Origin of the sequence: Curtobacterium flaccumfaciens UCD-AKU (genome assembly GCF_000349565.1) — a bacterium.
GTDB classification, from domain to species: Bacteria; Actinomycetota; Actinomycetes; order Actinomycetales; family Microbacteriaceae; genus Curtobacterium; species Curtobacterium poinsettiae.
This window is the reverse complement of sequence record NZ_KB714610.1, coordinates 147,291-167,878: the sequence shown is the minus strand read 5'-3', so window position 1 is coordinate 167,878 and position 20,588 is coordinate 147,291. Positions and strand designations below refer to the sequence as shown.

The following is a 20,588-nucleotide window of genomic DNA, read 5'->3' as shown; positions in this document are numbered from 1 at the left end:
GATGGCGGACCCGACCCCTTCTGCTCACGAAGCGCCGGCTGATCGGCGCGGGAAATCCGGGAGGCGCGACTCGTCTCAGCGGGGCTCGCCGCGTCGGGCGATGGTGCGGACCATGACCTCGAGCGCGTAGTGCGCGTCGCGCGAGCCGCCCTTCACCGCGGTGTCCGCCTCGGCGATGCTGATGATCGCGTTCGCCAACCCGGACTCGCTCCAGCCGGCGACGTCACGCTGTGCGCGCTGCACCTGCCACGGCGCCATGCCGAGCGCCGAGGCCGCCTGCCCGCTCGGGCCCCGGAACGCGCTGACCTTCGCCATCGTGCGGATCTTGCTCGCGAACGCGGCGACGATCGGCACGGGGGCTTCGCCGGTGGCCAGGGCGTGGCGCAGCTCGACGATCGCCGGTGCCGACCGACCCGCGAGCGCGATGTCGGCGACCTTGAACGCGTTCGTCTCGACGCGGCCGCCGTAGTACTTGTCGACGACCTTGTCGGTGATCTCCTCGGCCTCGTCCGCCAGGAGCTGCCGGCACGCCGCGGCCAGTTCGGCGAGGTCGTCGGCGAACGCGGTCACCAGGGTACGGACGGCGGACGGGGCGATCCGGCGTCGTGCGGCCCGGAACTCGGCGTTCACGAAGTCGATGCGGTCGGTCTCGCGCTTGAGCTCGTCGCAGAGCACCTCGACCCCGCCGCCGACGCCGCTGCGGATCGTGTCGAGGAGCTTCTTGCCGCGCATGCCGCCGCCGTGCCGGAGCACCAGGGTGACGTCGTCGGCGGGGGCCTGCAGGTACGAGATCGTCTCGGTGATGAAGGCGTCGGTGCACTTCTCGACGTTGGTCACCTGCACCAGTCGCGGCTCGCCGAACAGCGACGGGCTGGCGAGGGTGGCGAGCAGCCCGGGGGCGTACTGGTCGGCTTCGAGGTCGTGCACCTCGAGCGCGGGGTCCTCGCCCTGCAGCAGGTCCTTCAGCACACCGCGGGCGCGGTCGGCGAGGAACGCTTCGGGCCCGGTGATGAGCACGACGGGCGCCGGACGGATCCCCGACCAGGGCACCTGGTCGATCTTCGCTGCGGCGCGCGCGGGCTTCTTGGCGGCCATGTGGTCCTTCCGGTGGTGCCGGCCCGGACGGTGCCGGGTCGAGTGGTGCACCGTCGATCCTACGGGCGGCCGCCGACGGCGAGCGTTCCGTCCACACCCGCACCTCGTCGGTGCCGGACCGAGCGAGCACGACGGTTCCGCGCTGATCGGTGCGGAGCGGCAGCGTGCCGGCGGCATCGAGCACGCCGAGGGCCGACGCGGTCGGGTGCCCGTACGTGTTGTCCGCACCGACCCCGATCAGCCCGACGCGCGCGGCGAGCCCCCGGTAGAGCTGCGGGTCCTGGTCCGCCGAGCCGTGGTGCGCCACCTTCACGACGTCGATCGGCCCCGCCGGCAGTCCCCCGGAGCTCCGGAGCCGGCGTTGCGACGACTCCCCCAGGTCACCGAGGAAGACCCCGGTCAGACACACGGCGCAGGCACTGCCGTCCGCCGGCCCGGTGACCAGCACGATGCTCGCGTCGTTGCCGGCGTCACGGCTGCCGGCCAGGGGCCAGGCGACCCGCCAGACGAGCGGCCCGAGGGTGCCGGAGACCCGGTCGTCGGCGGACCGGACGTCCACACCCGCGCGCCGCAGGTCGTCGACCACCCGGCCGTCCGACGCGCGTCCGACGGGTCCGACCAGGGCGGTCTCGACCGTGTCCGCCACGGCTCCCACCGCGCCGACGTGGTCGCGGTCGAAGTGCGTCAGGACGAGCAGGTCGATCCGGCTGATCCCGAGCAGGTCCAGGCACGCCAGGAGCCGTTCCTCGTCGTCGCCGGTGTCCACGAGGGCAACGGCGTCGTCGCCGCGGAGCAGCACGGCGTCGCCCTGCCCGACGTCGCACGCGGCCACCGACCAGTCGCCGGGGACGGAGCCGCGCACCACGAGCACCGGGACGGTGACCGCTGCGACACCGACCACGAGCACGGACCCTGCGGCGAGCAGCAACCGGGAGCCGATCCGGCCCCGGACCAGCACGGCCGTCGCGATGCAGCCGCACACCAGCACGGCGGCGGCCACGCCGAGCACTCCGGCCGGCCACGGCGCCGAGGCGTGCGGCAGGGCGGCCGCCCCGTGCGCGATGCCCCCGACGGCAGCAGCGGGCACCCACGCGACGGCCGCGAGCGCCTGGGCACCCGCCGGCCACACCGGTGCGACGGTGCACGCGGCGAGTCCGATCACCGTGACGACCGGCGCGAACGGCTCCGCCAGCAGGTTCGCCGGCACCGCGTAGGTCGGGAGCGCCGCCGACAGTGGGATCGTCACGGGCCAGCACGCCACCTGGGCCGCCACGGGGATCGCCAGTGCGGCGGCGACCGGCGGCCACACACGACGCGCCAGCAGCTCGGTGAGCGGTGGGCCGAGCACCACGATGCCGCTCGTGGCGAGCACGGACAGGGCGAACGCGAACGACCGCGCGAACCAAGGGTCCGCCACGAGCATGCCGATCGCGGCGAGTGCGATGAGCGGCACGCCCCGCACGGGTCTGCCGGCGAGGTGCACGACCAGCACCACGATCGCCATCACCGTCGCCCGGACGATCGAGGGGTCGGGCCGCACCAGGACGACGAACGCCAGGAGCACCACGACGGCCACCGCGGCCCGGAGCCCGCGCGGCAGCCCGCAGGCGCGGCCGAGGACGACCACCAGCCCGACCACCACGGCGCAGTTCGCCCCGGACACCGCCGTCAGGTGCGTCAGCGCCGAGGTCTCCATCGCCGCCTCGGTCCCCGGGTCGAGGCCGGAACGGTCGCCGATCGCCAGCCCCCGCAGCAGTGCCGCCCCCGGCTGCGGCAGGTCGGCCGTGGCCCGGACGAACGCCTGTCGGGCGGTGTCGGTGGCGCCGAGCAGCCCGGTGGCGGGCTCCGATGACGGTGTCCCGCGCAGGAACGCCACGAAGGCGGTCGCCGATCCCGGTTGGTCGGGCTGCACGGCGGCGGACCCGGTGACCCGAGCCCCGGCCGCCAGCACGGCACCGGGTGCGTCACCGTGCAGGTCGGGCACGAGCCGGACCGGCGCGCGGAGCCCGTCGAGCCCGTCGGCACGCACGAGCGTGGCGGTGACGGAGCGGTCCCCCGGCACGAGGTCGCGGGACAGCACCGCCTCGACCTCGACGCGCCCGGCGTCCGGACCGGCGACGAGGGCACGCAGTCCCTCCGGGGCCCGTCGGGAATCCCCCACGGTGACCGACACCGCGAGCAGCGTGGCCAGCGCCCCGGCGACGAGGACCAGCCCGGCGACGCCCCGCACGGCCCCGCCGCAGCGTCGCGTGCGGAGCGCGATGCCGCTCACACCGGTCACGAGCACGGCGACCCCGGCGACCACCGGGGCGACGTGGGGCGCTCCGGTGAGCAGGGCGGTCAGGATCCACACGACGGCGACGGGCGCCGCGACCCGCAGGTCGATCGCGCTCGGTGCGAGCTGCACGCGCGCCTCAGACCCGCACGCGATCGCGCAGCTCGGCGAACCGCACGTCACCGATCCCGCTGACGTCGAGCAGGTCCTCGACCGAGCCGAACCGACCGTGCTCGTCCCGCCAGGCGATGATCCGTCCGGCCAGCCCGGGGCCGATGCCGGGCAGGGTCTCGAGGGCGGCCTGGTCGGCGGTGTTCAGATCGACGACCGACCCCTCGGCCCCGGTCTCGCCAGCCCCGGTGGCGGCGTCGGTGTCGCCTGCTGACCCGGCGGTGCCACCTCCCGTCACCGGTCCGAGCGCCTCGGGCACCTCCTGCTGGCCGACCCGCGGCACGTACAACCGCTCGCCGTCCGTCAGCACCCGGGCCAGGTTCAGGCGGTCGAGGTCGGCGTCGTCCGTCGCCCCACCGGCACGTCGGACGGCGTCACCGACACGACTCGCTGCCGGCAGCTCGACCACACCGCTCCGCCGCACCGCACCGAGCACGTGCACCACGACGCGCCCGGCACCAGGAGCGGACGGAGCAGCACCGGCAGACGCACCGGCAGACGGTGACGGCGCGCCTGACGCCCCACCCGCGCTGGCCGTCGGCGCCCCACGCACGACGACCCCACCGGTTCCCCCGGTCCCCTCGCCGCCACCCGACACCAGCGCCCCGACGAGCACCACGACGACGGCGACCACCACGACCGCCGCCAACACCACGGCTGCCCGTGGTGACAGCGCAAGGCGGGACCACCAGGGTTCGGAGGGCGACGGGGACGACATGCCCCGAACGCTACGGAGCCCGGCCGGTCGGCCGGGCTCCGGAGGTCACACCCGTGGACGGGTGCCGCGAACGCCCCCGCTGTGAGGGACGATGCCAGCGACGGTCGCTACCCCTTGATGGCGATGTTCACGAGCTTCGGAGCCCGGACGATCACCTTCACGATCTCGCGGTCACCGATGTACCGCTGCACGTTCGCCGAGGACCGCGCCAGCTGCTCGAGCTCGTCCGCCTCGATCGACTTCGACACCTCGAACGAGTCACGCACCTTGCCGTTGACCTGCACGACGGCCGTCAGGGTCTCCTGCACGAGCAGCGTCGGGTCGGCCTTCCGCCAGCCGTACGTGGCGACGGTGGCCTCGTAGCCCAGCCGCTCCCACATCTCTTCGCCGGTGTACGGCGCGAAGACGCTCAACGCGAGGGCGATGGTCTCGACGGCCTCACGCACGGCGGGGTCACCGGCGCCGGGGCCGCTGTCGATCGCCTTGCGGGTGACGTTCACCAGGTCCATCAGTCGTGCGATCACGACGTTGAACTTGAACGCCTCCATCATGCCGGGGACGTCGGCGAGGAACCGGTGGGTGACCTGGCGGAGTGCCCGGTCGCCGTCGGCCCACACGGCGTCGCGCGACGACGTGACGTCGAGCGCCAGCCGGTACGCGCGCGCCAGGAACCGTGCCGACGCGGACGGGGAGACGTCCTCCCAGTTGATGTCGTCCTCGGGCGGACCGGCGAAGCCCATCACGAGGCGGATCGCGTCGACGCCGTTCGCGTCGAGCTCGTCACCGAGCGAGACGCCACCCTTCGACTTCGACATCTTCGAGCCGCCGGACAGCACCATGCCCTGGTTGAGGAGCGCCGAGAACGGCTCGGTGAAGTCGAGGTACCCGAGGTCGAACAGGACCTTCGTGACGAAGCGGGCGTAGAGCAGGTGCAGGATCGCGTGCTCGATGCCGCCGATGTACTGGTCGACCGGGGCCCAGCGCCGCGCGGCAGCCGGGTCGAACGCCTGGGTGTCGTCCTGCGCCGACAGGAACCGCAGGAAGTACCACGACGAGTCGACGAAGGTGTCCATCGTGTCGGTGTCGCGGAGGGCCGGGGTGCCGTCGACGGGGTTCGGGACGTTCACCCAGTCGGTCGCGCCGCCGAGGGGCGAGGTGCCCTTCGGCTTGAGGTCGAGGCCCTCGGTGTCGGGCAACACGATCGGCAGCTGGTCCTCGGGCACCGGGTGCTCCGTGCCGTCGGCGCCGTGGATGATCGGGATCGGGGTGCCCCAGAAACGCTGGCGCGAGATGAGCCAGTCGCGCAGGCGGTAGGTCTTGGCGGCACGGCCGGTGCCGCGCTCCTCGAGCAGGGCGATGGCCGCGGTGATGGCGTGCTGCTTCGACATGCCGTCGAGCGGCCCGGAGTTGATCATCCGGCCCTGGCCGGTCAGCGCTTCGCCGGTGGCGACCGGGTCGAGGGTCGGCACGTCGAAGTCGTCGAGCGTCGCACCCTCGGGGATGACCGGGATCGCGCCGGTGACGGCGGCGTTGGTGTCGACGACGACCTTGACGGGCAGGTCGAACGCCCGCGCGAAGTCGAGGTCGCGCTGGTCGTGTGCGGGCACGGCCATCACGGCGCCGTGCCCGTAGTCGGCGAGCACGTAGTCGGCGGCCCAGATCGGCAGGCGCTCCCCCGTCAGCGGGTGGACCGCGGAACGGCCGAGCGGCACACCGGTCTTCGGGCGGTCGGCGTTCTGCCGGTCGATCTCGGACGTCTTCTGTGTCGCCGTCAGGTAGGCGTCGAAGTCGTCACGGACGGAGGACGGCACCGACGGGTCGGCGACCAGCTCAGCCGCCAGGTCGGAGTCCGGTGCGACGACCAGGAACGTGGCCCCGTGGATCGTGTCCGGGCGGGTGGTGAAGACCGTGACGGGCTCGTCACGGCCCTCGATCACGAAGTCGACGTCCGCGCCGACCGAGCGTCCGATCCAGTTGCGCTGCTGCGCGATGACCTTCGCCGGCCACCGCCCCTCGAGCTGGTTCAGGTCGTCGAGCAGCCGGTCGGCGTACTCGGTGATCTTGAAGTACCACTGCGTGAGCTTCTTCTTGACGACGACGGCGCCGGAGCGGTCCGAGGTGCCGTCGGCGAGGACCTGCTCGTTCGCGAGCACGGTCTGGTCCACCGGGTCCCAGTTGACCCAGCTGTCCTTGCGGTAGGCCAGGCCCTTCTCGTACATCTTCAGGAACAGCCACTGGTTCCACTTGTAGTACTCGGGGTCCGAGGTGTGGATCTCGGTGGTCCAGTCGAACGACGGCGCGTAGCGCTTGAAGGACGCCTTCTGCTGCTCGATGTTCGCGTAGGTCCAGTCCTTCGGGTCCACCCCGCGCTTGATCGCCGCGTTCTCGGCGGGCAGCCCGAACGAGTCCCATCCGATCGGGTGCAGCACGTTGAAGCCCTGCTGGCGCCAGTAGCGCGCGACGAAGTCACCGAGCGCCCAGTTCTCGGCGTGCCCCATGTGCAGGTCGCCGGACGGGTACGGGAACATCTCGAGGATGTACTTGCGCGGACGGGTGTCGTCGAGGTCCGTGGTGAAGAGCCCGAGCGCTTCCCAGCGGGGCTGCCACTTCTCCTGGATACGACGGAAGTCGTAGGCGTTCGGGTCCTCGGCGTGCTGGTCGGTGGTCACGGTCGTCAACGATACAAGCCGGGAGGCCCGTCCCGCGTCCGCCCGTCGGCTCACCCGGCGAGCAGGCGTCCGTCCCGCATCCGCAGGGTGCGGTCGACCAGGTCCGGCGCCACCGGGACGTGCGACACGATGACGACCGACCGACCCGCTGCGCGGGCGGTGGTGACGAGGTCGCGGAGCACCGAGTCGCCGAGGTCGGGGTCGACGTCGGCGGTCGGTTCGTCGAGCACCAGCACCGGGAACGCGTGCAGCAGTGCTCGGGCCAGGGCGAGCCGGTGCGCCTGCCCGCCGGACACGAGCACGCCGCGTTCCCCCACCGAGGCGTCGAGCCCACCCCGTCGGACGACCCAGTCCCCCAGGCCGACCCGGTCGAGCACGGCGAGGAGCTCGTCGTCGGTGGCGGTCTCGCGGGCGAAGAGCAGGTTCTGCCGCACCGACTGGTCGAACACGAACGGGTCCTGTTCGATCAGGCCGACACGGGCCCGCACGGCGTCCGGGTGCATCGTCCGCGCCTCGACGCCGTCGAGCGTGTAGGAGCCGTCGTGCTCCACGAACCGGACGAGCGCGTCGACGAGCGTGGACTTGCCGGCGCCGCTCGGCCCCTGCAGGACGACGACCTCGCCGGGGGTGAGCGTGAACGAGACCCCGTCGACCGCCGGCTCGGCGGCCCCGGGCCAGCGGACGGTCAGGTCCTGCACGGCGAGCGTGACCGAGCCCTCGACCACGAGCGACGCCGGGTCGGCGTCCTCGTCGGGCTCGGGGACGATGCCGGCGGGCACCTCGGCGGGCACCACCTGCTCGACCCGGTCGGCGGCAGCACGTACCCGGCGGAGCGTCAGGACGGCGAGCGGGACGGTCCCGACGACCTCGAAGAGCGCGAGCGGCACGAAGACCGCCAGGGCCCAGAGCGGACCGACGAGCGCACCCGACACGACGGCAGGGGCACCGACGGCGAGGATCCCGATCACCGCACCGCCACCGACCAGTCCGACCAGGGCACCGACGAGCGACTCGACCGTGCCGCGGCGCCGGACGGCCCGGGTGACGCCGGCATCGAGCCGGGCGATGTGCGCGAGCCGTTCGTCGAGGGTGCCGTAGGCGGCGAAGACGTCGAGCGTGCGGACGGTGTCGAGCACGAGGTCGGCGACACGACCACGATCGGCGGCGGTCTCGCGGTCCGAGCGCTCGGCGATCGACCGGGTGACGATCGTGCCGATCAGGGCAGCGACCGCCAGCGCGAGGACGAGCACGAGCGCGGCCGGCACCGACACGAGCGCCACGGCGACGACCGACAGCACCGCGACGACCCCGGCGGACACGAGCGGGCCGACGACGCGGATCGGCAGGTCCTGCAGCCGGTCGGTGTCGGTCACCAGGCGCGTCATGAGGTCTCCACGACCGGTGCGGCCGAGCCCGGCGGGCGCGATCGACGCGAGCCGCCGGTACATCTCGGTCCGCACCACGGCCAGTTGCCGGAACGAGGCGTCGTGCCCCGCGAGCCGGTCGACGTAGCGCAGCACGGCGCGCCCCAGCGCGAACGCACGCACCCCGACCATCACGAGCGTCAGGTACAGGATCGGCGGGTGCTCGGCGGCGCGGGCGATCAGGTAGCCACTGGCGGCGAGGAGCGCGACGGCGCAGACGGCGCTGAGCGAGCCGGCGGCGACCGCCTTCGCCCAACCCGACCCGTGCGGCATCGCGAGCCGCAGGACGGAGCCGCCACGGGCCTCCCGGCTCATGCGCGCACCCCCCTGCGGACCGTCACGGATCCGCCGACCGCGATGTCCACGCGGACGTCGGCCGCGGCGACGACCGCCGGTCGGTGGCTGGCGACCACGACGACGGCGCCGCCGGCCGCCAGGCCACGGACGGCAGCGACGACGCGCGCCTCGGCCTCAGCGTCCAGTGCGGACGTCGGCTCGTCGAGCAGCACGAGGGGTGTGGCGGCGCGGCGCGCGCGGTACAGCGCGCGGGCGACGGCGACGCGCTGCGCCTGGCCACCGGACAGTCCGCTGCCACCGGCGCCGACCGGGAGGCCCGGGTCGAGTCCCAGCCCCGCGTCGCCCAGCGCGGTGCGCACGTCGGCGTCGTCCGGGGTCGCGCTGAGCGCGACGTTCTCGGCGATCGTCCCGCGCACGAGACGTGGCCGCTGGTCGGCCCAGGTGGTGCGCTCGGCGACGGAGGCGCTGGCCGGGCCGGGCACGGTGACGGTGCCGTCGTGCGGCAGGACACCGCGGAGTGCGGCGATGATGCTGGACTTGCCGGAGCCGCTCGGGCCGGCGAGCACGACGACGGTGCCCGGTTCGGCGTGCAGGTCGAACGGCCCGATCACGACGTCGGGGCGGCGGACGGTGAGCCCGCGGACGTCCAGGGCGGTGGCGGCTTCCGTGTCCGCGCCGCCGGTGTCGGTCTCGCTCCCGCCGCTGTGCACCCGGATGCTGCGGGGCGGGGCCGGGGCGTCACCGTCGTCGGCGTCGTCCGCCAGGACGTCGAGCACCGCGGCCGACGCCTCGACGCCGTCCTGGGCGGCGTGGAAGTCGGCGCCGACCTGGCGGATGGGGGCGAAGGCCTCGGGTGCCAGGACGAGCACGAACATCGCGGCGCCGAGGCCGAGCGAGCCGTCCACCAGGCGGATGCCGATCGAGACGGCGACCAGTGCGACGGACAGGCTCGCGGCGAGCTCGAGCGCGAAGCCGCTCACGAACGACAGCCGGAGCACGCCGATCGTGCCGCGGCGGTACTCGTCGGTGACCGCCCCGATGCGACCGACCTGGCGGCGCGCACGACCGAAGACCTTGAGCGTGGCGAGCCCCTCGACCGCCTCGGTGAAGGCGCCACCCAGCTTCGCGAGGGCGTCCGACTGCTTCCGCTGCAGCGACTGCGTGGCCAGGCCGATCAGGATCATGAAGACCGGGATCACCGGCAGGGCGAACAGGATGATGAGCCCGCTGGTCAGGTCGCCCACGCCGATCGCGACCAGGAGCACCGGCGTCGCGATCGCGGTGAGCGCGAGCTGCGGCAGGTACCGGCCGAAGTAGGCGTCGAGGGCGTCGAGTCCGGGGCCGAGCGTGGTGGCGAAGCCAGCGCTCGACCGGCCGGCGAGCCACGACGGACCGCGCTCGGCGGCACGGGCGAGCACCGTCGTGCGCATCTCGCTCTTCACCTTCGCCGCGGCGCGGGCTGCCAGGTCGTCGGTGACCCACGCCGCCACTGCCCGCAGGACGAACGCCCCGCCGAGCAGGGCGAGCGCCTGCCCGAACGCGGCCGGCACCGTGCCGTCGTGCACGGCGTCGACCCCGAGGGTGACGGCCGCGGCGATCCCCCACGCGATCGCGATGGTCGCGAGCGTGCGCAGGACCCCCGTGCCGGCGGCCGCGACGATGAAGCCGCGCGCGGTCCGGGACAGCCGCAGGAGTCGGGGGTCGAGGGGCTTCATCGTCGGATGCCTAGTGCGCTGCCGCGGTGATCTGGGCGCGGGAGACGCGCTTGCGGAAGATCCAGTAGGTCCAGGCCTGGTAGGCGAAGACCAGCGGCACGAAGATCAGCGCGACCCAGCTCATCACGCTCAGCGTGTACGACCCGGACGAGGCGTTGTACACGTTCAGGCTGTTCGCGACGTCGTTCGAAGCGGGCATCACGTCGGGGAAGATCGCCGTGAACATCGCGAGCACGATCGCGGCGATGGTGACCGCCATCAGGGTGAAGGCGCGTCCCTCCTTGCCCCAGGCGTTGCAGAGCACCGCGAGCACCAGGGCCAGGGCGGCGACCACGGAGAGCACCAGCGAGGCCGGGGTGGCGCGGACGAAGGCCATCGACACCAGGAACGTGGCGCCGACGACGATCGTGACGATGCCGGCCCGGGTCGCCAGGCGCTTGGCGCGTTCGCGAATCTCGCCCTCGGTCTTCAGCGCGACGAAGACGACACCGTGGGTGAAGAACACCAGCAGCGTCGCGGCACCGGTCAGCAGCGCGAACGGGTTGAGCAGGTCGAAGAACGTGCCGGTGTAGTTGTGCCCGGCGTCCATCGGGATGCCACGGACGACGTTGCCGAACGCGACGCCCCACAGGAACGACGGCACGGCGCTGCCGACGATGATCATCAGATCGAAGCGGCGCTTCCACTCGAGGTGCTTGTTCTGGTGCCGGTACTCGAACGACACCCCTCGGGCGATGAGCGCGGCGAGGATGAGCAACAGCGCCAGGTAGAACCCGGAGAACATCGTGGCGTACCACTCCGGGAACGCCGCGAACAGGCAGGCGCCGGCCACGATGACCCAGGTCTCGTTGAGGTCCCAGACCGGGCCGATGGTGTTGATCAGGACCCGACGGTCGGTGTCGTCCTTGCCGAGGAACGGCAGGGACATGCCGACACCGAAGTCGAATCCGTCGAGGACGAAGTAGCCGACGAAGAAGACGCCGACGATCGCGAACCAGAGAACGGGGAGATCCATCAGGCAGCGTCCATTTCTAGTAGACCGTCACTTCGTGCTTGACCTCGCCGGTCTCCTCGTCGACCTCGTCCGGGTCGGCGGGGCCTTCTTGCGCGACCTTCTTGATGAGCTTGAACTCGACGACGGCCAGCGTGCCGTAGATCGCGGTGAAGACCAGCAGCGAGATGAGGACCTCGAGTCCGGTCACGTTCGGGGAGACGCCGTCCTTCGTCCGGAGCAGCCCGAACACGAGCCACGGCTGGCGGCCCATCTCCGTGAAGACCCAGCCGACGATCATCGCGGCCATCGGCAGCGGCGCCGTCCAGGTGGCGATGCGCCACACCCAGCGCTGCGTCGGGAACCGGCCCTTGCGGGTCAGCCAGAGTCCGACGAGCGAGACCATGACCGCACCGACGCCCAGGGCGATCATCCAGCGGAACGACCAGTAGGTGACCCAGATGATCGGCTTGTAGTCGCCGGGGCCGTAGACCTGGGTGTACTGCGCCTGCAGGTCGTTGATGCCCTCGACCGTGCCGTTGAACGTGTGCGTCGACAGGAACGACAGCAGGTACGGCACCCGGATCGAGAACAGCTCGTGGACGCCGTCGGGGGTGCCCAGCGTGAAGATCGAGAACGATGCGTCCTTGCCGGTGGCCGTGTTGTACAGCGCCTCGGCCGACGCCATCTTCATCGGCTGCGTGTCGACCATGGTCAGACCGAGCTGGTCGCCGGTCAGGACGGTGAGCGCCCCGGCCGCGAGCATGGTCCACATGCCGAACTTCAGCGCCGGCATCATCGTCTCGAGGTTCTGGTTGCGGGCCAGGTGGTAGGCAGCGACCGAGATGATGACCGCCGCGGCGACCATGAAGCAGGCGAAGAGCGTGTGCGGGAACGCGGCCAGCGCGACCTTGTTGCCGAGCACCGCCCAGATGTCGGTGAGCTCGGCGCGCCCCTTGGCCTCGTTCATCGCGAAGCCGACCGGGTGCTGCATGAACGCGTTCGCCGCGATGATGAAGTACGCCGACATGATCGTGCCCGCGCTGACGCACCAGATGCTCGCCAGGTGCAGGGCCTTCGGCAGGCGGTCCCAACCGAAGATCCAGATGCCGATGAACGCCGCCTCGAAGAAGAACGCCAGGATGCCCTCGAGCGCGAGCGGTGCGCCGAAGACGTCACCGACGAAGCGCGAGTAGTTCGACCAGTTCATGCCGAACTGGAACTCCTGCACGATGCCCGTCACGACGCCCATGGCGAAGTTGATGAGGAAGATCCGTCCGAAGAACCGCGTGAGCTGCAGGTAGTGCGCGCGGCCGGTGCGGTACCAGGCGGTCTGGAACACGGCCACCACGGCCGCCATGCCGATCGTCAACGGGACGAAGAGGAAGTGGTAGATGGTCGTCAGACCGAACTGCCACCGCGACAAGAGGAGCGGATCGAGGAGGTCGTTCATGCGGCGTTTCCGAGACGGGTGGCCGCGCGCTGTTCGTGCACGTCAGTTGCTTCCTGTGGAACGGATACATCAGGTGTCACAGCCCTTGGGACACCCCAACGCTATCGCGACGTCCGTCGATTCGACAACTTGTAGAACCCTCGCGTGCACAAACGTGCAAAGCCCCTGCACGGCACAACCGTGCGGCACGGATGTTCGCTTCGCCCGGTCCGGAAACGACGACAGGCGCCGGGTGGACACCCGACGCCTGTCGCTTCGTTCGTGGAGCTGTGGCTACAGCAGACCCTCGGCCTTGAGCCAGTCCTCGGCGATGGTGGACGCCTTCTCCTTGTCGGCCGTGCTCTTGGTGTTGAGCTCGATCAGGGCATCCGTCGTGAGCTTCTCGTTGACCGAGTCGATCGCGTCGGCAGCCTTCTCGTTGACCTTCTTCGAGACGACCGGCACCACGTTCTGCGGCAGGATCAGGTTCTCCGGGTCCTTCAGCGTGACGAAGCCGTTCGCCTTGATGCTCGGGTCGGCCGTGTAGATGTCAGCCAGCTGGACGGTGTCGTCCTTGAGCGCCTTGACGGTCAGGGCGCCGCCGCCGTCCTCGATCGCCTTGAAGTCGACGTCGACGCCGTAGACCGACTTGAGCCCCTTCGGCCCGTACGGCCGCGTCTGGTTCTCGGAGTTGGCACCCACGGTGAGCTTCTCGTCGACGTTCTTCAGGTCGGCCAGGCTCGTGACGTCGTTGTCCTCGGAGAACTTCTTCGTGACGGTGTAGCTGTCCTGGTCGGTCGCCTCGGCTTCGTCGAGGACGCGGAGGCCCTTCGGCAGGGCCTTGTCGAGTCCGTCGTCGATCTGGTCGGCGGTCTTCGCGTCGGAGTCCTTGTCGAAGTACTGCAGCAGGTTGCCGCTGTACTCGGGCATGACGTCGATGGCGCCCTTCTCGAGCTGCGGGATGTAGACCTCACGCTGCCCGATGTTGAAGTTGCGCTTGACCTCGAAGCCGTCCTTCTCGAGGACCTGGGCGTAGAGCTCGGCGATGATCTCGTTCGAGTAGTACTGCTGCGAGCCGACGACGATGGTCTTCGAGTCGGACGAGTTGCTGGAGCCGCTGTCGAGCGGGTCGCTCGACGCGCAGCCGGCGAGGGCGGCGACGACGCCCACCGCCATCGCGGCGGCGACTCCGGCGCGGATCTTGGGTGCTGTGATCACGAGGGATTTCCTTCCGGGAGTGGATTGCGGGCTCGCTCTCGCGACCCCTGACGCTGTCGGGCCGACGGGTCCGCGGTGCCCTTCGGCACCGCCGCCCGCTGCAGCACGGCGAACACGATCTCGAACGCGATCGCGAGGGCGATCACGAGGATGGAGGCGCCGAGCATCTCGGCGTAGTCCTGGGTCTTCAGGCCGAGGAAGAAGTAGCCGCCGAGGCCACCGGCCCCGACGTACGCGGCGAGCGTGGCGGTCGCGACGACCTGCAGCACCGCTGCGCGGATCCCGCCGATCAGGAGCGGGAGCCCGAGTGGGATCTCGACCTTCCACAGGATCTGCCACCCGGTCATGCCCTGGGCCTTCGCGGCGTCGACGACACCGGGGTCGACGGACTCGATGCCGGAGTAGGCACCGGCGAGCACCGACGGGATCGCCAGGATGACGAGCGCGAGCAAGGGTGCCTGCAGCCCGATGCCGAGCAGCAGGCCGAAGAGCGAGAGCACACCGAGCGTCGGGAGCGCACGCACCCCGCCGGAGACGGCGATCGAGACGCCGCGTGCTCGGCGGGTGTGCCCGATCGCGTAGCCGACCGGCACCGCGATGACCGCCGCGATGAGCACCGCGAGCAGGGTGATCCACACGTGCTCCCACACGCGCGTGGGGATGCCGTTGTAGCCGCCGTAGTTCGTGGGGTCGAACACCCACGCGAAGGCCTGTCCGATGATCACGAGGAGACCTCCGCTGCTTGCAGGACCCGACGGGACTGACGACGCGACACCGAGCTCGTGCGGGTCCACGGCATCACCAGTCGCCCGAGCAGCACCAGCAGGCCGTCGATGGCGAACGCGAGCACGAGCACCATGACGATGCCGGAGAGGATCTCTTCGTAGATCCCGCGCCCCAGGCCGTCGGTGAAGAGCAGGCCGAGGCTCGGGATCCCGAGGACCGCGCCGACCGTGGTCAGCGAGATCGTGGAGACCGCGACGACCCGGAGCCCGGCCAGCAGCACCGGACCGGCGAGCGGGAGTTCCACCCGGAAGAAGCGCTGCGCCGGCGAGTAGCCCATGGCGGTCGAGGCGGACTTGGTCTCGGCGTCGACCGAGGTCAGCCCGTCGACCGTGGACCGCACCATGAGTGCGAGGCCGTACAGGGTCAGGCCGATGACGACGTTGATCGGGCTCTGCAGGCCGGTGCCGATGATGCCCGGCAGCGCCACGAACAGGGCGAGCGACGGGATCGCGTACAGCAGACCGGCGAGGGTCACGATGCTACTCCCCACCCCGGACGCGAAGCGCGACCCACCGGGCCGCTGCAGTCGGACGACCAGCCACCCGATGGGGATCGACAGCAGGAACGCCACGATGATCGGCGGGATCGCGATCGCGAGGTGGGAGACCGTGTTGTCCCAGATCGTGTCGAGGTTCGCCAGCACCCACTTCACCGGGTGCCCCCACCCTGCGCCGGAGCACCCGGTGCGTCGTGCGACGCTCCGGCCTCTGCTGCTCGGGTGTCGGACTGGGGCACGGCCTGGGCGGCGTCGACGACCCCGACGGGGCCCGTCAGCACACCGGCTGCACGCCCTTCGCCGTCGACGACGATCGGACCGGTCGGGGTCTGCTCGACCCGCAGCGCACGGCGCCCGCGGCCTGCGCCGATGAACGTCGCGACGAAGTCGTCAGCGGGTGCGGCGAGGATCTCGGCCGGCGTCCCCTGCTGGGCGATCTCGCCGCCCTTCTTGAGGATGACGACCTGGTCGCCGAGCTTGAACGCCTCGTCGATGTCGTGCGTCACGAACACGACGGTCTTGCCGAGCTCGCGCTGCAGCCGGATGAGTTCGTCCTGCAGGTCGTTGCGCACCAGGGGGTCGACGGCCCCGAACGGCTCGTCCATGAGCAGGATGTTCGGGTCGACGGCGAGCCCGCGGGCGACCCCGACGCGCTGCTGCTGGCCGCCGGAGAGCTGCGACGGGTAGCGGTCGGCGAACGCGCGGTCGAGTCCGACGGTGTCCATGAGTTCGAGGGCACGCTTGCGGGCATCGGCCTTGGAGACGCCGGTCAGCAGCGGGACCGTCGCGATGTTGTCGACGACCTTGCGGTGCGGCAGCAGTCCGGAGTTCTGCATGACGTACCCGATGTGGCGACGGAGCTCGACGGGGTTGATCCCGGCGACGTCCGACCCGTCGATCTCGACGGTGCCGGAGGTGGGGTCGACCATGCGGTTGATCATGCGGAGCAGCGTGGTCTTGCCGCAGCCGCTGGATCCGACGAAGACGGTGGTGGTCCGGGACGGGATGACCAGATCGAAGTGCTCGACCGCAGTCGTGCCGTCCGGGTAGGTCTTGCGCACCGAGCGGAACTCGATCATGGGGTGCCCTTCTGTTCGGAGGTAGCCCGACTTCGGATGAGAGTACCCGGGGGTGCCGACATCGGTTCGGTCGCGACGCCGCGTGACGGGTTCCGGACGACCGGGCGATCGTGGGACCACCACCGGTTCAGCGCGATGTGTCGGGGGACGACGACGCCCGCGCCTCCTGTTCGGAGGACACGGGCGGGTCGGTTCGGTCACCGGCGTGTCGCGCCGGTTCGACGGGGTCGTCAGGAGGCGGCGATCACCGATTCGAGGTGGGCGCGGTTCATCCGGCGGTACTCCTCGATCAGCTCGGTGTCGGGGTGCTCACGGTCGCGGTGTGCCCGCGCCAGCACCGCGTGACCGGACTCGGCGAGGACGACCCAGGCACGGGTGACGTGCTCGTCGTCCGGCAGACCGAAACGGTCGCGCATGATCTGGCCCACGGCTGCGCCGAGCGCACCCATGCGGTCTTCCGCGTCACCGGTCCCGGTGTCCGCCGGGTCGCCGAACCGGATCGCCCGGAAGCCGGGCTCGGTGCGGTACATCTCGGCGGTCAGGTCGATGAGCGCGTCGTTGGCGTCCTGCCAGGTCTCGGCGCCGCTGGCGTCGAGCGCCTCGACGAAGCGGGCGGCGAGCCGCTGGGTGCAGCGGATCGCGAGCGCCTCGACCACGGCGATGCGGTCCGGGAAGTACCGGTAGACGGTGCCGATCGACGCCCCCGCGCGCTCGGCCACCATGGCGGTCGTGAGCCGCTCGAACCCGATCTCGTCGATCACCGCGGCAGCGGCGTCGAGGAGGCCGGCGAGGCGCGCCGAACTGCGGGCTTGGACCGGCTCGTTCCTGAGCAGTGATGATCCCCCCGGCAGAGCGTTCGTTACCTCGGTGACGAGCACGTGTTCTCCTCTTGCGCTCCAGCGCGGTTCGTTGGCGTGACGGGGACAACTTTCGCAGAACGGACCTGGAACGTGGCTGCGACTCACCAGTTGCGACGCACCAGTTCTGTCCAGCGCGCGGGTTTCGTCAGCCGCCCGTGGGAGGATGACGCCATGCCCGACCCGACGCCCCACGAGCCGTCGTTGGCCGAGCCGCTCCTGCACCGCGCGGCCCGCATCGAGGACGCCGTCCAGGAGTTCCGCGAGCACCGTGCACGCCGCCGCGGCCTGGTCCCCACGGTGGTCCCGTACACCGGCTACGGCGCACCCGGATGGGTCCGCATCCTCTGCCGCGTGCTGCTGACGCGCCGCGGTCTCGCCTCCGACGTCTCCTACGCCGGCGTCCGCGGCTGGAAGAGCTTCACGAGCGTCGCCGTCGACCACGCCGAGGTCACCGTCACCGCCGGCGGGGTCTCGCACGTGGTGCAGACCGACCGTGGCGGCGTCGTCGACACCATCGTCCCGATCGACCTCGAGCCCGGCTGGCGCACGGTGCGACTCTCGGCGGGTGGCGGGCGTGACGTCGAGGCCGACGTGTTCGTGGTGCACCCGGACACCCGCTTCGGGCTGCTGTCCGACATCGACGACACCGTGATGGTCACCTCGCTCCCCCGCCCCATGCTGGCCGCCTGGAACTCCTTCGTGCTCACCGAGCACGCCCGCCGCCCCGTACCCGGCATGTCCGTGCTCTACGAGCGGATCCTGGCGCAGCACCCGGGATCGCCGACCGTGTACCTGTCGACCGGGGCGTGGAACGTCGCGCCGACGCTGCAGCGCTTCCTGTCGCGCAACATGTACCCGTCCGGCACGCTGCTGCTCACCGACTGGGGCCCCACCCACGACCGGTTCTTCCGCAGTGGCCAGCTGCACAAGCAGCAGAACCTGCGGCGGCTCGCCCAGGACTTCCCGGACATCCGCTGGCTCCTGGTCGGCGACGACGGCCAGCACGACGAGAGCCTCTACGGCGACTTCTCGCGGGAGCACCCGGACAACGTCGCGGGCGTCGCCATCCGGCAGCTGTCCACGAGCGAAGCGATCCTGGCCGGTGGTCGTTCGCGGGCGCAGGAACGCTCCCGCGACTCCTCGGCGCCGTGGGTCTACGCCCCGGACGGCGCCGGGCTCTGGAGCGAGCTCGCGCGCATCGGCATCATCGATTCCGACGCCTCCGAACCGGCCTGAGCGACCCCTCACAACGGTCTCGGCCAGGGCCACCCGTCGCGGACCGCGGCGCACGGCCAGCGGGTGTTCGATCGGTCCATGAGCACCGAGCCGGAAGCACCGCCCACCCCGCCGAACCGCATCGAGGACCACGCCCTGATCGGCGACACCGGGACCGCCGCCCTGGTCGGCCGGGACGGCACGATCGACTGGGCCTGCCTGCCGCGCTTCGACAGCTCGTCGACGTTCGCCTCGCTGCTCGGCACCGAGGACCACGGACACTGGACCCTGCGCCCCGTCGACGGTGACGCCACCGCGCGGTGGCGGTACCGCGGGGACACGCTCGTGCTCTCCACCGTCTGGACCACCCGTGACGGCGTGGTCGAGGTCACCGAGTTCATGCCCGTCGGGGCGCACCGGCCGTCGATCGTGCGCCGCGTCCGCGGCCTCCGCGGCACCGTAGAGATGCGCCAGACGCTCCGCATCCGGTTCGACTACTCACGCGCCCTGCCGTGGATCCGGCAGATCGGGGACGACGACGAACCGGCGCTCCTCGCGACGGCCGGCCCCGGCTCGGTGATCGTGCGCGGGCCGCGGTTCCGTGCCGACGACCACCGGCACACCGCCGTCACGACGATCCACGACGGCGAGGTGCTCGACACCGTGCTCACCTGGTACCCGTCGCACCGCGAACCGCCGGAACCCCTCGACGTCGACGCGGCCCTCGCCCACACCCTGTCGTGGTGGACGGGATGGACCGCGCCCGCACAGACCACCGGCCGGTACGCGGCCGCCACCCGCCGGTCGCTGGTGTTCCTCCGCGCGATGACCCACGGTGAGACGGGTGGCGTCGTCGCCGCCGCGACCACGGGCCTGCCCGAGGACCCCGGCGGCGAACGCAACTGGGACTACCGCTACGTGTGGCTCCGCGACGCGTCCCTCGCGCTCGCCTCGCTCATCGCCCACGGGTACCGGGACGAGGCCACGCACTGGCGGGGCTGGCTGCTGCGGGCCATCGCGGGCGACCCCGCGGACGTGCAGATCATGTACGGGATCGCCGGCGAACGCGAACTGCCCGAACGCGAGATCCCCGAGTTGCCCGGGTACCTCGGGTCGACCCCGGTCCGCATCGGCAACGGTGCCTCGACGCAGTACCAGGGCGACGTCTTCGGCGAGGTCCTGTCCGCGCTGCACGACGCCCGCGAGCTCGGGGTCGAGGAGAACGCCGACTCGTGGGCGCTGCAGCGGGCCCTGCTCGGCTACGTCGAGGAGCACTGGCAGGAGCCGGACAACGGCATCTGGGAGATGCGCGGTCCGCGCCGCAGCTTCACACACTCACGGGTGATGATCTGGGCCGCCTTCGACCGTGGGGTCGCCGCGGTCGAGGAGTTCGGCCTCGAGGGTCCCGTCGACCGTTGGCGGACGTTGCGCGACACGGTCCGCGCCGAGATCGAGGAGCACGGCTGGAACGCCGAGCGCGGATCGTTCCGCCAGCACTACGACACCGACGAGGTCGACGCCAGCCTGCTCGTCCTGCCGCAGGTCGGCTTCTGCCGCGCCGACGACCCCCGGATGACCGGCACGGTGCGCGCGATCGAGGAGGACCTGCGGGTCGGGGACGACGGCCTCGTGCTCCGCTACCGCACGACCGCGGGCTTCGACGGCCTGTCGGGCGCTGAGCACCCGTTCCTGGCGTGCTCGTTCTGGCTGGTGGAGCAGTACGCCGCCTCGGGCCGCGTGGACGACGCCGAGCGCCTGATGGACGTGCTGGTCGGGTACGCGAACGACGTCGGCATGCTCTCCGAGGAGATCGACGTCGCCACGGGCCACCACATCGGCAACACCCCGCAGGTGCTGTCGCACCTCACCCTGGTGTCGGCGGCCGACGCCATCGAGCGCGCCCGGGGAGCCGCCGTCGGACACCGCACACGGTTGTCCGTGCACGACGGGGGCACCCGCTCGTGGACCGGCGAGGGTGAGCGAGCCGGCTCCCCCGCCTGACGCGTCGCTCCACCCCGCGAAGACGCCGTCGTCGTCGCACCACGCCTCGACAACGTCGAGACGCCGCCGGATCTGGCGGCGTCTCGCCGACACGACGGCGTCTCGCGGTGCTCTGCACGCGACCCACAGACGGACGGGAGGCCCGG

The 20,588-nt window shown here is 71.6% G+C and carries 14 protein-coding genes and 1 pseudogene; 2 read left to right on the top strand and 13 right to left on the bottom strand.

Going from position 1 to position 20,588, the window contains the following annotated elements; translation table 11 throughout:
* Positions 1-75: 75 nt before the first annotated feature.
* From holA to H489_RS37670, 13 genes and pseudogenes are all read right to left on the bottom strand, one after another.
* A complete protein-coding gene (gene holA, locus H489_RS26020; RefSeq protein ID WP_017886661.1) occupies positions 76-1,095 on the bottom strand; it encodes a DNA polymerase III subunit delta in 1,020 nt (339 codons plus the stop codon).
* A 301-nt stretch (positions 1,096-1,396) separates the two neighbouring features.
* Positions 1,397-2,791 (bottom strand): annotated as a pseudogene (locus tag H489_RS38815) (ComEC/Rec2 family competence protein); the annotation flags it as partial.
* Positions 2,792-3,509: 718 nt separating this feature from the next.
* On the bottom strand, positions 3,510-4,259 hold the full coding sequence (locus H489_RS37320; protein ID WP_081612240.1) for a ComEA family DNA-binding protein: 750 nt from the start codon (positions 4,257-4,259) through the stop codon (positions 3,510-3,512).
* 107 nt (positions 4,260-4,366) lie between these two features.
* Complete coding sequence (gene leuS, locus H489_RS26015; RefSeq protein WP_017886658.1) at positions 4,367-6,928, bottom strand: leucine--tRNA ligase; 2,562 nt, start codon at positions 6,926-6,928, stop codon at positions 4,367-4,369.
* A 50-nt stretch (positions 6,929-6,978) separates the two neighbouring features.
* Positions 6,979-8,667: a thiol reductant ABC exporter subunit CydC gene (cydC, locus tag H489_RS26010; RefSeq protein ID WP_017886657.1), complete on the bottom strand. Its 1,689-nt coding sequence runs from the start codon at positions 8,665-8,667 to the stop codon at positions 6,979-6,981.
* A complete protein-coding gene (gene cydD / locus H489_RS26005; protein ID WP_017886656.1) occupies positions 8,664-10,364 on the bottom strand; it encodes a thiol reductant ABC exporter subunit CydD in 1,701 nt (566 codons plus the stop codon). The genes cydC and cydD overlap by 4 nt, the downstream gene beginning before the upstream one ends.
* A gap of 10 nt (positions 10,365-10,374) precedes the next feature.
* The gene (cydB, locus tag H489_RS26000) at positions 10,375-11,379 is read right to left on the bottom strand and encodes a cytochrome d ubiquinol oxidase subunit II (protein WP_017886655.1); all 1,005 of its coding nucleotides are present in this window, start codon (positions 11,377-11,379) and stop codon (positions 10,375-10,377) included.
* A gap of 16 nt (positions 11,380-11,395) precedes the next feature.
* The gene (locus H489_RS25995) at positions 11,396-12,808 is read right to left on the bottom strand and encodes a cytochrome ubiquinol oxidase subunit I (protein WP_017886654.1); all 1,413 of its coding nucleotides are present in this window, start codon (positions 12,806-12,808) and stop codon (positions 11,396-11,398) included.
* A 273-nt stretch (positions 12,809-13,081) separates the two neighbouring features.
* A complete protein-coding gene (locus H489_RS25990; RefSeq protein ID WP_017886653.1) occupies positions 13,082-14,005 on the bottom strand; it encodes an ABC transporter substrate-binding protein in 924 nt (307 codons plus the stop codon).
* Complete coding sequence (locus tag H489_RS25985) at positions 14,002-14,730, bottom strand: ABC transporter permease (protein WP_017886652.1); 729 nt, start codon at positions 14,728-14,730, stop codon at positions 14,002-14,004. Before H489_RS25985 ends, H489_RS25990 begins: the two co-directional genes overlap by 4 nt.
* Positions 14,727-15,443, bottom strand: a complete 717-nt coding sequence (locus tag H489_RS25980) for an ABC transporter permease (RefSeq protein WP_017886651.1) — start codon at positions 15,441-15,443, stop codon at positions 14,727-14,729. Before H489_RS25980 ends, H489_RS25985 begins: the two co-directional genes overlap by 4 nt.
* Complete coding sequence (locus tag H489_RS25975; RefSeq protein ID WP_017886650.1) at positions 15,440-16,366, bottom strand: ABC transporter ATP-binding protein; 927 nt, start codon at positions 16,364-16,366, stop codon at positions 15,440-15,442. Before H489_RS25975 ends, H489_RS25980 begins: the two co-directional genes overlap by 4 nt.
* A gap of 230 nt (positions 16,367-16,596) precedes the next feature.
* Positions 16,597-17,127, bottom strand: coding sequence for a TetR/AcrR family transcriptional regulator (locus H489_RS37670; protein ID WP_052481628.1), 531 nt, complete (start codon positions 17,125-17,127; stop codon positions 16,597-16,599).
* 270 nt (positions 17,128-17,397) lie between these two features.
* Between H489_RS37670 and H489_RS25965 the strand changes: the two genes are divergently transcribed.
* Positions 17,398-18,462 carry an App1 family protein gene (locus H489_RS25965; protein WP_017886648.1) on the top strand — a complete coding sequence of 355 codons (1,065 nt, stop codon included), beginning with the start codon at positions 17,398-17,400 and terminating at the stop codon, positions 18,460-18,462.
* A gap of 78 nt (positions 18,463-18,540) precedes the next feature.
* A complete protein-coding gene (locus H489_RS25960) occupies positions 18,541-20,442 on the top strand; it encodes a glycoside hydrolase family 15 protein (RefSeq protein ID WP_017886647.1) in 1,902 nt (633 codons plus the stop codon).
* Positions 20,443-20,588 lie beyond the last annotated feature (146 nt).